This is a genomic window from Paenibacillus amylolyticus (assembly GCF_036894225.1).
Lineage (GTDB): Bacteria > Bacillota > Bacilli > Paenibacillales > Paenibacillaceae > Paenibacillus > Paenibacillus amylolyticus.
Map to the genome: position 1 here is coordinate 3,152,442 of NZ_CP145892.1, position 15,736 is coordinate 3,168,177.

General features: G+C 47.0%; 13 protein-coding genes. All 13 read left to right on the forward strand.

Translation table 11 applies throughout. From position 1 onward, the window contains the following. Window positions 1-9 precede the first annotated feature (9 nt). The 13 genes from V6668_RS14115 to V6668_RS14175 all read left to right on the forward strand — a co-directional run bounded on the left by V6668_RS14115 (window position 10) and on the right by V6668_RS14175 (window position 15,722). A complete protein-coding gene (locus tag V6668_RS14115; protein ID WP_076249434.1) occupies window positions 10-2,811 on the forward strand; it encodes an alpha-mannosidase in 2,802 nt (933 codons plus the stop codon). Between the two features lie 244 nt (window positions 2,812-3,055). Beyond that, on the forward strand, window positions 3,056-4,060 hold the full coding sequence (locus tag V6668_RS14120) for a Gfo/Idh/MocA family protein (protein ID WP_076249433.1): 1,005 nt from the start codon (window positions 3,056-3,058) through the stop codon (window positions 4,058-4,060). Between the two features lie 24 nt (window positions 4,061-4,084). Continuing rightward, window positions 4,085-5,008, forward strand: a complete 924-nt coding sequence (locus V6668_RS14125; protein WP_245838080.1) for a helix-turn-helix domain-containing protein — start codon at window positions 4,085-4,087, stop codon at window positions 5,006-5,008. Window positions 5,009-5,020: 12 nt separating this feature from the next. Next, window positions 5,021-6,118 (forward strand): Gfo/Idh/MocA family oxidoreductase, encoded by a 1,098-nt coding sequence (locus V6668_RS14130; RefSeq protein ID WP_338708737.1) that lies wholly within the window; start codon window positions 5,021-5,023, stop codon window positions 6,116-6,118. 150 nt (window positions 6,119-6,268) lie between these two features. Further along, window positions 6,269-6,982, forward strand: coding sequence for a glycosyltransferase family A protein (locus V6668_RS14135; protein WP_338708738.1), 714 nt, complete (start codon window positions 6,269-6,271; stop codon window positions 6,980-6,982). Between the two features lie 212 nt (window positions 6,983-7,194). Beyond that, window positions 7,195-7,947 carry a FadR/GntR family transcriptional regulator gene (locus V6668_RS14140; RefSeq protein ID WP_047842831.1) on the forward strand — a complete coding sequence of 251 codons (753 nt, stop codon included), beginning with the start codon at window positions 7,195-7,197 and terminating at the stop codon, window positions 7,945-7,947. Beyond that, entirely contained in the window at window positions 7,944-9,155 is a 1,212-nt protein-coding gene (locus V6668_RS14145) for a M20 metallopeptidase family protein (protein ID WP_047842832.1), read from the forward strand. The genes V6668_RS14140 and V6668_RS14145 overlap by 4 nt, the downstream gene beginning before the upstream one ends. Then, window positions 9,152-10,717, forward strand: a complete 1,566-nt coding sequence (locus tag V6668_RS14150; RefSeq protein WP_047842833.1) for an ABC transporter substrate-binding protein — start codon at window positions 9,152-9,154, stop codon at window positions 10,715-10,717. Before V6668_RS14145 ends, V6668_RS14150 begins: the two co-directional genes overlap by 4 nt. Window positions 10,718-10,819: 102 nt before the next feature. Next, window positions 10,820-11,737: an ABC transporter permease gene (locus tag V6668_RS14155; protein WP_017688654.1), complete on the forward strand. Its 918-nt coding sequence runs from the start codon at window positions 10,820-10,822 to the stop codon at window positions 11,735-11,737. Between the two features lie 16 nt (window positions 11,738-11,753). Continuing rightward, entirely contained in the window at window positions 11,754-12,683 is a 930-nt protein-coding gene (locus tag V6668_RS14160) for an ABC transporter permease (RefSeq protein ID WP_152683044.1), read from the forward strand. 21 nt (window positions 12,684-12,704) lie between these two features. After that, window positions 12,705-14,723, forward strand: coding sequence for a S9 family peptidase (locus V6668_RS14165; protein WP_338708739.1), 2,019 nt, complete (start codon window positions 12,705-12,707; stop codon window positions 14,721-14,723). Further along, window positions 14,720-15,196, forward strand: coding sequence for a hypothetical protein (locus tag V6668_RS14170; protein WP_282321537.1), 477 nt, complete (start codon window positions 14,720-14,722; stop codon window positions 15,194-15,196). The genes V6668_RS14165 and V6668_RS14170 overlap by 4 nt, the downstream gene beginning before the upstream one ends. Window positions 15,197-15,359: 163 nt before the next feature. Then, window positions 15,360-15,722: an Asp23/Gls24 family envelope stress response protein gene (locus V6668_RS14175; RefSeq protein ID WP_101314033.1), complete on the forward strand. Its 363-nt coding sequence runs from the start codon at window positions 15,360-15,362 to the stop codon at window positions 15,720-15,722. The last annotated feature ends 14 nt before the right edge of the window (window positions 15,723-15,736 follow it).

Genomic DNA, 15,736 nt, shown 5'->3' on the forward strand with positions numbered 1-15,736 from the left:
GTACGCAAAATGACAACCAAAAAGACGGCACATCTCATCTCGCATACCCATTGGGACCGCGAATGGTATATGCCTTATGAACACCATCACGTACTGCTCATTGAGCTGATGGATAAACTTCTGGATACGCTTGATCAGGACCCCGAATATCGCTATTTCCATCTGGATGGGCAGACGATTATTCGTGAAGATTATTTGCAGGTTCGGCCCGAACAACAGGAGAGGCTCGACCGTTATATTCGTGAAGGACGCATTCATTTTGGCCCATGGTATGTGTTACAGGATGAGTTTCTGACCAGCAGTGAGGCCAACTTGCGTAATCTGCTCATCGGTCATCGTGATGCTCGACCTTTGGGTGTGATATCCAAGACGGGATACTTCCCAGACTCGTTCGGAAATATGGGACAGGCACCGCAGATTCTGCAACAGGCGGATATTCATAACGCGATCTTCGGGCGTGGGGTGAAGCCTACGGGATTCAATAATGCCGTGGTTGATGCAGACAGTTATGAATCTCCCTATTCTGAGATGATCTGGCGTTCGCCGGATGGTTCGGAAGTGCTCGGCATTTTGTTCGCGAACTGGTACTGCAATGGGATGGAAGTTCCGGTTGATTCGGAGAAAGCCCGAGCCTATTGGGATAAAAATCTGGCGGATGCCGAGAAGTTTGCCTCGACTCCCCATCTGTTGTTCATGAATGGTTGTGATCATCAGCCGATCCAGATGGATCTGCCAGAGGCTTTACGCACAGCAGCTGCGTTGTACCCTGACGTGGAATTTATCCACTCCAATTTTGACGATTATATTGAGGCGGTTACGAAGGAAGTCCCTGAGCATCTGGCGACCATTGAGGGTGAGCTTCGCAGTCAGCACACGGATGGTTGGGGAACACTGGTGAATACGGCATCCGCACGGGTTTATCTGAAACAGTTGAACCAGCAGGGGCAGACGTTGCTTGAAAAAGTAGCCGAACCACTGGCCGCCATGGCCCATATAGCCGGGGTAAAAGATTATCCGCATCATCTATTGACGCATGCATGGAAGATGCTGATGCAGAACCACCCACATGATAGCATCTGCGGATGCAGTGTCGATGAGGTTCATCGTGAGATGGTGACCCGCTTTGCCAAGAGCAGACAACTTGCAGAGAAATTGGTTTCCCAGAGCGCGCAGGCGATTGCTGAGTCCATTCGTGTGCAACCTGCTGAGGCTTGGGGAGAGGAAGCGGTGCTGTTCACCGTGTTCAACACGAGTGGGTGGAATCGAAATGGAATCATTGAGATGGATCTGATTGTGGACAAAGCATTTTTACCGGAAGGTCCTAACCCTCAGGCACTTGCGCAGAAGGTGGAAAAAGATGCACTACCAGTGTATCAGCTGGTCGATTCGGATGGACAAGTGTATTCGGCAGAAATTAACGATCTGGGTGCACATTTTGGCTATGAACTTCCGAAGGATCGTTTCCGACAACCTTATATGGCTCGTAAATTAAGAGTGACTTTCCAGGCGGTGGATGTACCTTCGCTGGGATATAAGACTTATGCTCTCATTCCAGTAGAGAAGCAAGCAGAGAATGTTGAGATTGTTGAAGTGCCCGATACGAGCGAACTCATCCAGGTGCAGGGAATGATGATGGAGAACGGTCATTTGCGGGTGACGGTTGAAGAGAATGGTACGGCAACGATTGAAGATAAGGTCTCCGGTGCTGTATACAGGGGATTAAATTCATATGAGAATACCGGTGATATCGGCAATGAATATGTCTACCGTCAACCGGAGGGAGAGACAACGCTGAACACGGAGCATCTGAAGGCGGACCTGCGGATTGTGGAGCAGTCTCCGTATCGGGCAGTTATGCAAAGTGTATTACGCTGGGATATTCCTGCTGGAGCAGATGAACTGTTCGAGCTGGAGAAGCGCCAAATGGTTCCTTTTACAGAACGGAAGGCACAGCGAGTCGAGAACACTGTTCCCTTGGTGATTACGACAACGTATACGTTGGAAGCGGGTAGTAATATGGTCAAGGTAAAATCTGACTTTAACAATCAGGCCAAGGATCATCGACTGCGCGCACTCTTTCCATCCGGACTGGTGACAGAGGATCATTATGCAGATTCCATCTTTGAAATTGCCAAACGTTCCAATACACCGGCCAAAGAATGGGTGAATCCGAGTAATGCGCAACATCAGCAGGCATTTGTACATGTGACCGATGGCGATCATGGCTTGATGATTGCAAACAAAGGGCTGAATGAATACGAGATTTTACAGCATGAAGAGGGCAGTACGATTGCGGTTACGCTGCTGCGTGCCTCTTCGGAGTTGGGAGATTGGGGTGTGTTTGAAACACCGGAAGCCCAATGTCTGGGACCTCAGAGTGTGGAATATGCTATTATTCCATTTGCGGGCGATGCGGCACAGTCAGGTGCATGTGCATCCGCATACGTGTATCCGATTCCGTGGACGACTGTACAGCTAGGGACACTTGCGTATACATTTGAGCAAGAAGGTCATGCTGGAGCTGATGGGCAACAGGTTGAACTACCTCTGTCGAAGCAATGGTTAGCGTGGAATTCGCAAGGTTCGACACTGGCATTCTCCGCATTAAAGATCGCAGAGGAAACTGGAGATTTGATTGCTCGCTGGTATAATTTGAACTCCGAACCGGTTGAATTGAACGTACAAACTGGATTCGAATGTGCCTCCGTCTATGAGAGCGATGTGCTGGAACGGGTTAAGGACACGTTGGAGGGGCAAAGCCAGACGGTATCCGGGTACAAGATTGTTACACAAGGTTATGCGTTACGGTGAGTTGATTTTTGAACATCATAACTATAGAAACCTCCTGTTCACGGTAGCGTGGGCAGGAGGTTTTTGTTGTGTGCTCCGTTATGTAAAATATATCAGGGATTTGGGCAAGTGTATAAATGTCTAATAACATTAATGTCGTGATTTTATACATTTATTGTCGCGAGTTTCTATTAAAAATAGATTAAGTCTGTGATAACTTATAGATAAATGTCAGAATATTATATAGTATGGAGGTAAGATAACAGTGACCATTCGAATTGGAAAAATTAGCTTGTGGCATGTTCACGCATGGGATTACATCAAGCAGGCACAGGAACATGAGGATACAGTCATCGCCGCTGTATGGGATGAAGATGCCAAGCGTGGTCAGGAAGCGGCTGAACGTTTAAACGTACCATTCTATGCTTCACTCGAAGATATGTTGGCCAAGGATGACATCGATGCCGTTATTATAGATGCGCCAACCCGCATTCATGAAGAAGTGATCACCGCTGCTGCAAAAGCAGGTAAACACATTTTCACGGAGAAAGTTATTGCTTCGACACAGGCGGAATCCAATAGAATCCTTAATGAGGTAAAGGCAAACAAGGTCAAGATGACAGTATCCTTACCTCGACTGAATGCAGGGTATACGTTAACGATTCAGGATGTCCTTAACCAGGGATTACTTGGTAAAGTGACTTATGTTAGAGCGCGTTTATCGCATGATGGAGCAATTTCCAACTGGTTGCCTGAACACTTCTATGATCTGAAGGATTGTCAGGGCGGTGCGCTGATTGATCTGGGCTGTCATCCAATGTATCTCGCCAAACTGTTTCTGGGTCAGGAAGTAACAGCGGTTAATGCGAACTTTGGATATATTACAGGTAAAGAAGTGGAAGATAATGCCGTTGCAACCTTGTTTACGGATTCTGGAGCAGTCGGCGTTGTTGAAGCCGGTTTTGTGAACAGCCATTCTCCATTTACGATTGAGGTTCATGGTACGGAAGGTACGCTTCTGTACGGAACACCTGATGAAAAACTATTGATTCGCACGAAAGCAGTACAGGGACAGTATCAAGAGTGGACTGAACTTCCTTTGGCAGACCAAAGAGAAAGCGCATTCAATCAATGGGTTGCACATATACAGAATGATACGGATGCAACTGAAAACGTGCAGATCGCTATGGAGCTGACCCGTTTGATGGAAGCAGCGAATCTCTCTGCCAAAGAAGGGCGCAGAATTACTCTGAAAGAGTTGAAGGGTTAGTTTTTATTAAGGAGGTGTGCAATCTTGAGCCTGTATCCTTATGAGAAAATGCTTGAACGGCAGGATCTCCTGGAGAGACTGGATATTCTAATGGTATGGGGACATTATGAGATTCGCGTGATGCGATTTCATTTGACTTCTTTTCCAGCGGGCCGAGTTGTGGATTTCCATAATCATGCGGAGTTTGAGTTTCATTTTATCCCGAGAGGTAAAGGTAAAGTTATTCTGGATGATCAGACACATGCGCTCTCGGAAGGTATGCTTTATTTGACTGGACCAGGTGTCGTTCATTATCAGGAGGCTGATGCTAAAGAGGACATGGATGAACTATGTCTTCATGTGGATATCGTTCACAAGCCAAGAGAACATGTCGATCCCTGGGAAGCAGCAGAATCCGAGGAAACGATGGAAAAGCTGAGAACGCTTCCGCTTACTCCGGTGAATGATTATCATCGGGCGATGCATTGTTTTTTGGAAGCCTATGAGGCATGTGATCAGAAATTGTTAGGTTATTATACGTCGATCAAGCAACTGGTTATCAGCATATTACTCAAAACCGTGCGAGCATACGACACCGGGGGGAATCGACCGGAAGCCCCTGTGCGGGATATGTCGGTGTATCGTTATGAGTATGCAGTGCAATATATGGAGGCGAATCACCCTACAGTGGTCACGCTGGAACATGTAGCAGAGAAACTTCATATTAGCAGCAGACAATTGCAGCGAATTTTCTACCAAGTACAGCCGGAGATGCCGTTCAGCCGTGTGCTGGAGGATATTCGTCTGCGCGCCGTGTGCCGCAATCTGGAAGAAAGTAACGTATCCATTGAACAGATCGCTCTTGCTTCAGGATTCAATAATGCCAACTATTTGCATGCTGTATTTCGCAAACGTCTGGGGATGACCCCGTCGGCTTTTCGTAAAATGAAACAACCAATACTTAAGTGAGGGTGAATATATATGAGTAAAGTATATCGTATCGGAATTGTTGGCTGTGGTGGAATCGCGAATGGCAAACATCTGCCGAGTCTGAGTAAATTAGATAATGTTGAACTGGTGGCTTTCTGTGATATCGTTAAGGAACGTGCGGATGAAGCCAAACAGAAATATGGCACTACTGAAGCCGAAGTCTACACGGATTATCAGGAATTGCTTAAGGATGAGTCTTTGGACATTGTGCATGTACTTACCCCGAATATTTCTCATGCCGAGATTTCTATTGCTGCCCTGGAAGCGGGGAAACATGTCATGTGTGAAAAGCCAATGGCGAAGACATCTGCTGAAGCACAGCTCATGCTGGAAGCGGCAGAACGTACCGGCAAAAAACTGACCATCGGATACAACAACCGTTTCAGAGAAGACAGTCAGTACTTGAAGAAGGTGTGCGAAGCGGGTGACCTGGGTAATATTTATTTTGCCAAAGCACATGCGATTAGACGTAGAGCAGTACCAACCTGGGGTGTTTTCCTGGATGAGGAGAAACAAGGTGGCGGCCCGTTGATTGACATTGGTACGCACGCACTTGATCTGACGCTCTGGATGATGGATAACTATCAACCAAAAGTTGTGCTGGGTACGACCTATCATGAGCTTTCACAACGTGAAAATGCGGCCAATGCCTGGGGCCCGTGGGACCCAAAACAATTCTCCGTAGAAGACTCGGCCTTTGGCATGATTGTGATGGAGAATGGGGCAACGATCATGCTGGAATCCAGTTGGGCACTGAACTCACTGGATGTGGATGAGGCGAAATGTAGCTTGAGCGGTAGCGAAGCGGGTGCGGATATGAAGAACGGACTGCGCATCAATGGTGAGAAATTCAGCCGTCTATACACCAATGAGATTGAACTGAGTGCAGGCGGGGTAGCTTTCTACGATGGTAAGAGCGAGAGCGCACCGGATGTGGAGATGAGAAAGTGGATTGAAGCGATTGAGAACGATCAGGAGCCAGTCGTTACACCGAAACAAGCGCTGGTTGTATCTCAAATCCTGGAAGCACTCTATGAATCTGCTCGCACAGGCAAGGCTGTGTACTTGAATAACGGTAGCGAAGCATAGAAAAGGCTTAAAACAATAGATTACAAAACCCTTTGTCCTGTTATTTGGGGCAGAGGGTTTTTGGTGTTTTGGATACTAGCTATTGGTCCATACCAGACTCTGTTTCGGCACATATGATGAGAGAAAAATGAGCTGAAAAGAGGGTATGTTTTGACTAAACACAAAATGGGTCATGGTGTTTCCATTGTTGTATGTACCAATCGGCCGCAATTTTTTGACAACATCCTGCAAAATTACAATCGGCAGCGTTATAAAAGCAAAGAATTGATCATTGTCCTGAATCATGACAGTATGAATCTGGCATTATACCAAAACCGGGTTCGGAATCTTGCCAATGTTCATGTATATCAAGTTCCGGAGAGCATTTCCCTAGGACAAAGCCTGAACGCTGGCATGACAAGGGCACGCTTTTCGTTGATTGCCAAATTTGATGATGATGACTACTATTCGCCGTATTATTTAACAGAGCAGGTGAGAGAACTTAGACGGACCAAAAGTGATATTGTGGGTAAACATTCGTGCCTCGTCTATTTGGGCGCATCCAAGACATTGTTGGTCAGATCTCCTGCTGAAAAAAATAAACCGGTTGAATTTGTTCAAGGGGGCACTATTTTATTCAAAAGAGAGATCTTGAAAAAAGTCCGCTTCACGGACCGTTCAATAGGGGAAGATGTGACCTTCCTGAGACAATGCAGGAAAAGAGGATTCAAAGCGTACGCGACCTCTCCTTACAATTATGTCTATCACCGCAGACAGAACAAAAAGAGTCATACCTGGAGAGCGGATGACAGCTTTTACCTGGAGGGAAGCAAAAAACTTGCGGTTACAGAGGATTTCAGACCCTATGCTAATAAAAAGTTATAGTCTGTAATCGTAGTGCCCGTATGTCGTCAAATAACGAAAGCGAAGATGCATCTGCTGCGTGTAGATGCGTCTTTTTTGTGCCAAAATGCTTCAATTTGGAGGTGATTAGAAAAAAAATATGAATTTACTTGAAAAAAAGTATTGCATATAAGTTTAGTCGGAATTATATTAATGGTATAAGGTCTAGACCATATACAGATCGGAGTGTTTAGATGTCCAGTACGTTTTCATTTCGTTTTGAGAAAGTATCCACCAAAAAGGTTAGTGAGTTCATTAGGGAACAACTGGAAGAAGCCATTATTTTGAAAGAATTAATGAGTGAAGAACAGCTTCCAGCCGAGCGAGATCTGGCAGAGATTTTTAACGTAAGCCGGATTACCGTTCGTGAGGCACTCTCTTCACTGGAAGAGAAAGGCTTGATTGAGAAAAGGGTGGGTGCCAAAGGCGGAACATTTGTACTGCCTCTGACAGCCAATTCGCATAAACGGACCAGAGAAGAAATTAAACGGGATTGGTCACAGATGCTGAAGGTGTTCGAATATCGAACCATCATCGAGCCGGAGGGAGCTTTTCTCGCTGCTGAGCGGATCACCGCAGGCGAACTGGAGCTGCTTGAGGGTTACATGGAGCAAAGTATAGAGCCAGACTGCACAAGGGAATGGTTCAGGGCGCTGGATGTGAAATTTCATCTGACCATCGCCAAGGCTTCGGGGAATCCATACTGTGAGAGAGCCGTCAGACAGATTCGGACGAAAATTAATCCGGCTCTCGACCTGATGCCTTATGATGACCGGATACGTACCGTCAACCACGGTGTACATATGGAGATTCTTGAAGCATTGAAAGCCCATGATAGCATCAAGTCTAAGGAGACGATGAAAAGGCATATCGAATTCTCAGCGGATGCAATCTATGCCCGTTTGGTTTCTGAATCGGACAAAAATGAAGGGAATGACAGCAAATGAATCGTTCAGAACTAATACAGCTGGCTCAGCCACTACAAGCCCAGTTAAGTGCTTGGCGCAGAGATTTACATCAGCATCCGGAAATCGGCTATGAGGAGCATCGCACATCCGCTATCGTAGCTGAGCATCTGGAAAGCCTGGGGTTGGAAGTTACACGCAATGTCGGACAGACCGGGGTTACAGGCCTGCTTCGCGGAGAGACAGATGGACCAACCTTTGCCTTGCGCGCAGACATGGATGCTCTGCCAATCCAGGATCAAAAAGCGGTGGAATACCGCTCGCAAGTGGAAGGCAAAGCGCATCTGTGTGGACATGACGCTCACACCTCCATCCTGATGGGAGCCGCCCAACTGCTTACTGGTCTTGGAAGACCGAAATCAGGCAACATCAAATTTATTTTCCAGCCAGCCGAAGAGGGACTTGCAGGTGCAAGAGCCATGATCCAGGACGGTGTTCTGGAGAATCCAAAGGTTGATGCCATCGCAGGATTACACATGACACCTGGACAGAACACGGGAACCTTGGGTGTAAGTCAGGGCGTTGCTTTTGCATCAGCTGATCCCTTGATTATCAAGGTGTTTGGCAAGGGTGGGCACGCAGCTCGTCCGCATGAGGGTATTGATGCGATCGCGGTATCCGCTCAGGTCATCACCGCATTGCAAAATATCGTCAGTCGGATGGTTGATCCACTTGAACCGGCAGTAGTCACGATTGGCAAAATCACGGGAGGTTATATGGGAACAGCCATCGCCCCCGAAGTGGAGATGATCGGTACGGTTCGTACACTCTCACCTGCCATTCGTGAGCGGATGCCAGCTTTGATCGAGCAGGTTGTTAAAGGGGTCTGTGATTCTTTTGGAGCTGGATGCGAAGTTGTCTACGGCGATGGATACCCTGTTGTCGTGAATGATCTCGGCATGGTTGACCTGCTAACAGAGACTTGTGATCAGGTTAATGCGGAGAAGGGATGGACTTATATCAAACCTTCTACAGGGGGCGAGGATTTCGCTTTTTATTGTGAACAGGTTCCGGGTGTGTTTTTCAGACTAGGATCTGGGAATGATGAGGAACGTACTCGTTATCCACTTCACCATCCCATGTTTGATCTCGATGAGACAGCGATGCCTTATGGTGTGGGCATGTTGTCTGCAGTAGCACTTGAATTTTTGGCACGGAATACAACTTCTGAGGGGGAGCAATCACAATGAAAAAAAGACAATGGACAGGCTTGTGGATAACGTTACTGGCAGTCGTAATGGTACTCAGCGCTTGCGGAGGAAAATCGACAAGCACGAATGATGGTTCCGCATCAGAAGGAACGGGCAGTGGAAGCGCAAGTACAACACTGACCGTTGCTGCAGCAACAGATATTGAGAGTTTCGATCCGCACAACAACAACAACACCTCCAGTGAGGCGGTTCTGGTCAACGTTTTTGATTATCTGATCAAAAATGACAGTGAACAGAAAAAAGTTGCTGGACTTGCGACATCATGGGATCAGGTTGATGATACAACGTGGAGATTCAAGCTGCGTGAAGGTGTTACCTTCCACAATGGCGATCCATTCACTTCAGCAGATGTAAAATACACGCTGGAGCGCGTAGCCAAGGACGAGACACTGAAACAAAACAGTTATTTCAAAAATATCGTAGAAGTTAAAGTGGTGGATGACTATACCGTAGATATTATCACAGATGGTCCAGATCCGTTGCTCCTGAACCGTTTGTCCAAAATGGGAGCAGGCATTCTGCCAGCAAAATATATTGCGGATAAAGGATTCGATACTTTCCTGAAACAACCGGTAGGCACAGGCCCTTACAAGTTCAGTAAATGGACCAAAGATGATCGTGTGGAACTGGTGAAAAACGAGAACTACTTCGACGGTGAACCAAAATGGAATGAAGTGGTATTCCGCGTTATTCCTGAAGCCTCCACACGTGTATCCGAATTGCTTGCTGGTGGTGTGGATGTTGCGTCTTCCATTCCGTCCACTGACATTGCCCGGATCGAAGGCGAAGCAGATAAGAAGATTGTCAAAGCGCCAATCCAACGTGTGCTCCAGTTGATCTTCCGTCAGACAGAAGGCAGCATCACAGCTGATCCGAAAGTACGTGAAGCGATTGACCTGGCTATCGACAAACAAGGGATCGTGGACAGCATTGCCGGCGGAGCAGGTATCGTAACCCGCACATCCGTAACACCAGGCAACTTCGGTGCTGATCCTTCATTGTACAAAACATCACTTTATGATCAAGAAAAAGCCAAACAGTTGCTGCAAGAAGCTGGCTATGCGGAAGGTGAAGCCGAGATGACCATCTCCGTTTCCGCACAGTACAAAGAACAGGCTGAAGTTGTTGCAGCAATGCTGGAACAAGCCGGATTCAAAATCAATCTGGATGTCCTGGAAGCAAGTGCATTCAGTGAACGTTACAGCTCCAAATCATTCAAAGAAATCTTCATGATTGGTATTGGTAACTCCTTGTTCGATGCTTCGAATAACTACAATCGTTATATGTTGGAAGAAGCAAAAGACGAGTCGGATTACAACAACCCTGAAGTAGAGAAACTGCTTCAATCGGCATTGGTGAACATGGACCCTGCGTCTCGTGAGAAAGAGTATCAGCAAGTACAACAGATCTTCTCTGAAGAACGCCCAGCCGTATATCTGTACCAAATGGAAGGTGTCTACGGAACAAATGCTAAAGTGAACTTCGCGCCACGCAGTGACGAGATGTTCTATGCTGACGAGATTACACCTGTTGCACAGTAACATCGGGTATAACAACCGGTCATTGAAAAGATAGGCCGTGAACGGCAGGGACTGGATAACCATGTTCCTGCCGTTCTTTTTTAAAAGGGAGGTGAACAAGGAATGGGCAAATACGTACTTAAGTCACTACTGCAGATCATTCCGGTGCTGTTCATTGTTTCATTAATTGTGTTCATTTTGGTTCGAGTCACCGGTGATCCGGTTGCGCTAATGTTGCCTGAAACGGCTACCGCTGAAGATCGTGCTGTCTTGACGCAGGCACTTGGTTTGGACCAGCCTTTATATACGCAATACGTGAAGTTTCTGGGCAGTGCGATACAGGGAGACTTTGGTCAATCTTTTCGCTACAATCAGCCTGCGTTAGAGCTTGTGCTGGAGAGATTGCCTGCCAGCTTTGAACTGGCTGTAGCCGCCATGTTTTTTGCTGTACTTATGGCTGTGCCACTTGGAGTCATTTCAGCTGTCAAACGCAATACGTTTACCGATCTCATTATTTCAGGAATATCCGTCATTGGTAAGGCGATGCCAAACTTCTGGATGGGGATTATGCTTATCCTCTTGTTCTCCGTCATGCTGGGCGTATTGCCGGTATCTGGTCGCGGAGGATTGTCACATCTGATCTTGCCGGCCTTTACACTTGGTGTTGGACTGGCTGCGCAGATGACCCGACTGATTCGCTCCAGCATGCTGGAGATTCTCAACCAGGACTATATTCGAACAGCTCGCAGCAAGGGGCTTGGCCGGATGGTTGTCATTGTAAAACATGCATTTCGGAACGGATTGATTCCGGTCGTGACAATTATGAGTTTGCAGTTTACAAGTCTGATCGGGGGCACTTTGATTACGGAAACGGTATTCTCCTGGCCTGGACTGGGTCAGTTGCTGGTCGTTGCAGTCAACACACATGATATGGCGATTGTACAGGCAGCGGTGTTTGTCATTGCCTTTATCGTTGTAGTAATCAACATCTTGACGGATGTAGCTTACAGGCTACTTGATCCGCGCATCAAATACGACTAGAAGGAGGTGCAATCATATGACAGGCAGCAATGAAATGCCAATTCCGGGTACAGAACAGGAACAAGACAATGGGCGTGCACCAACCGGATTTCGTTATATCTGGCAACAACTGATCATCAGCAAGACCGGAATGTTTGGTGCTGTGCTTGTATTGTTGGTTGTGTTAATTGCCATAGGTGCACCTCTATTGACGAGTCATGATCCGGCAGCGGTGAATCCGCTGGGCCGACTTAAACCACCAGCATGGCTTGAGGGCGGAACGGCCGAATACTGGCTGGGTACCGATAATCTGGGTAGAGACATGTGGAGCCGCATTGTATATGGTGCCCGGGTTTCCTTAATCGTGGGTATGGGTGCCGTAATTGTGTCAGGAATCATTGGCGCCATTCTGGGGCTGGTATCCGGATTCTATGGGAAATGGGTGGATGCCGTAATCATGCGTGTAGGTGATGCATTCATGGCGATTCCGACCATTCTGTTCATGCTTGTTGTAATGGCAATTGTTGGCCCGGGTATTACAACGTTGATCTTTGTCATCGGGGTGACGAACTGGGTTCCATTCACTCGTGTGGTAAGAAGTGAGGTTCTTAGTATCAAAGAGCGTGATTTTGTTCATGCGGCCAGATCAATTGGCGCGAAGAATGGAAGATTGATTCTGAAACACATTCTGCCGAATATCCTTTCATCCTTTATCGTCATCTGCGGTATGAATGTCGGCACGACAATTATTATGGAAGCTTCACTCAGTTTCCTGGGTCTGGGTATCAAACCACCCGATGTATCCTGGGGAGGGATGCTCAGTGATGGGAGACAATACGTTGCAACAAGCTGGTGGGTCGCTACATTCCCGGGACTAGCCATTACATTTACCGTACTCGGTGTTATTTTCCTTGGAGATTGGCTGCGTGATGTGCTTGATCCACGTACGGAGACAACCCATAAATAAACGGAGAAGGGAGCCATCATTATGAATCAAAGACCAATTATGCCGGAGGATCTGAATCACTATCGTTGGATCAGTCAGCCAGTGATCAGTCCGAAGGGACAAGTGGCTTATGTGGAACAGACCATAGATCAGGATAAAAACGAATATAACACGCAAATTCGAGGGATTTCGCTCGATGGTGATGAAGATATTGCACTTTCGGATGGAACAAAAGATTCCTCACCTGCTTGGTCGCCGGATGGCACACAGCTCACATTCATTCGCTCAGAGGATGGGGGCAAAGGATTATGGACGCTCCATTCAGATCAAAAAGAGCCTGTCATGCTGATATCTCCCGCACGTAAAATTTCAAGTTATATCTGGTCACCGAACGGGCAGTACATTGCGTTTACCAGCAAAGTACAACCGGAGGACCAACAGAAGAAAGCAGACGTCCAACAGGAGTCTGTACCTGAGCTGCGAGGTAAAGTCTTCGAGCGTACAACGCCGAAGGCGGAAGGGGCTGGCTGGTGGGATGGTCAATACAGCCAGTTGTTTGTATATGAGATCAAAAGCGGGGAAATCACGCAGGTGACTTCCGGGCTATGGAATATCAGCGCTCCGGCGTGGTCGCCAGATAGCAAGCAGCTTTCTTTCATTTCGAAGCAAGTAGAGGACGAGGAACTTGATGCGGATCTGCTTTACTTTACCGATGTATACAGCATTCGATTGGGAGAAAGTGATCTGTTCAAAGTGACGGATTCCAGTCTGGCGATAAGCCAATTCTCCTATTCGTCCGACGGGCAGCAGCTGATCCTGATCGCCAGTGATCGTGAGTATGGAAGCGGGAGCCACAACAGCTTATACGCTGTTCCCGTTCATCGAGGTATACCCAGGCCAATCGCACCTCAATTAGATATGCAGATTGGTAACGCGGCGCTTGGAGATATGAAGTCGGCAGGTGCGTCACCTTCTCCTATCTCGGATGCCCATCATCCAGAACGTGGTGTATATGTACTCGGAACAGATAACGGGAATGTGGACGTGTATCGCATTCAAGAAGATGGGGCGTGTCAATTGGTGACGGGCGCTGGTGAAAAGGATGTGTATCAGTATACCTTAACGCCAGATGGTATGTCCCTGGTTATCGCTGCGTTGACGGATGAACACCCTGGAGAGTTATATCGCGTGGATATCGACAGTGGTGAAATGTTCAGACTCACCCGGCGAAATGATGAATTCATGGCTGAATTGGCTGTAAATGTGCCAGTCCGTGTAGAGTTTAAGTCCTCTGATGGATGGCCGCTTCAAGGTTGGTTAGCCACACCGGCAATACGTGACACCAATGGGAAACTGCCACTGATTTTGCAGATTCATGGTGGACCCCACGCAATGTATACGGGAACATATAGTCATGAGATGCAGACACTTGTTGCGCAAGGTTACGCTGTGCTGTGGATCAATCCTCGCGGAAGTATGGGATACGGTCAGGAGTTTGCCAGAGCTTGCCGTGGCGACTTTGCCGGAGGGGATTACCGGGATCTGATGGAAGCTGTTGATTATGCCCTGGCTACATACGATTTCCTTGATGCTTCACGTCTGGGTGTGGCAGGTGGCAGTTATGGAGGAGTGATGACCAACTGGATTGTAGCGCATACCCACCGTTTCAAGGCGGCTGTAACCCAGCGTTGTATCTCCAACTGGTTGTCCATGTATGGGACGAGTGATATCGGAATTTCCTATGTTGAGGGAGTCATTGGTGGTAATCCGGCGGAAAACGCTGAATTCCTGTGGTCCCGTTCACCTCTTGCCCATGCACATCACATTGAGACGCCACTTCTGATCATGCACGGAGAGCAGGACTATCGGACACCGATTGCGCAAGCGGAGGAATTATATACTACGCTAAAACGATATGGCAAAAAGACCAAACTGATTCGTTATCCAGGTTCCAACCACAGTTTGCTGAAAAGCGGTAAACCTTCACTTCGGATCGATAGCTTCCAACAGGTGAATGCCTGGTTCAATCAGTACCTCGGGAATGAGGAGGGCGAGCAATGAGTCGAACTCAGCTGTCCATTCCTGTAGGGCTTCTTGTAGAGAATGTTCTGACAAGTGGGGAACCAAAAGAAGTGATTATTGAATGTTTACAACGTCGAGACTATTCCCGTTTGTTGCCTCTGGTTAAGGAATCCGCGATGGATTTTGATGAAAGACTACAGACAGCAGCTGATATCGGAGACGATTGGGAAAAGGCGATACGTCAAGGTTATGAGTTCAAGTTTTTGCATATTAACGGGTTGAAACGATTGCTCGATTTCCGGTTTGACCGTAAGGTGGATCGGGATTACGTTCAAGATGAGTTGTCTCTGAAGCATATTCGTCTGACCGCAGAAGAGATTGAATTGCTGCAAACGTTAATCGGTAGGCAGTGGATCGTACAAGCAGAAGAAACAGAGCAGGCAGAAGAAGGCAGAACAGATAGCGAGTTATCTTCCTGCATTCCTGTCCGTATTCAATTAAAATTCCCATAGTATGACTAGAAGAAGCCGCGATGATCGCGGTTTTTTTGCTATGTACAGGTAGAAATGAGGATGACTCAATTCAAAAGTTGAAATTTGAATTTATATGATTTATATTTAAATTAAATGATATTATTATCTATCAAAAATGCGGGTGTAAAGAGGGGGACCTAGGATGTCCATTCAAAATGTTTTGGGAAAAATTCAAATATCGGATGATGTGATCTCCAAAATTGTCGGCAAGATTGCGAATACTACCAGTGAGATTTCCTCCATGTCGACAGGACTTATAGAAGGCATCACCAAAAAGTGGAGCGGGAAAAGTCTACAAAATGGCATAGATATCCGCAAGGTAGAATCAAGACTGGAGATAAACGTAAAGGTTGTCGTTTGTTATGGAACAAAAGTGCATGAAGTCTGCAGGGAATTGCAAAACAATGTGAGATTACATGTGGAACAGCTGACCGGATTAACCATTGATACGGTGAATGTGATCGTTGAGGGGTTATCATTCAACCAACCTGCTACGAGGTTTTAGTCCAATTTCAGCTA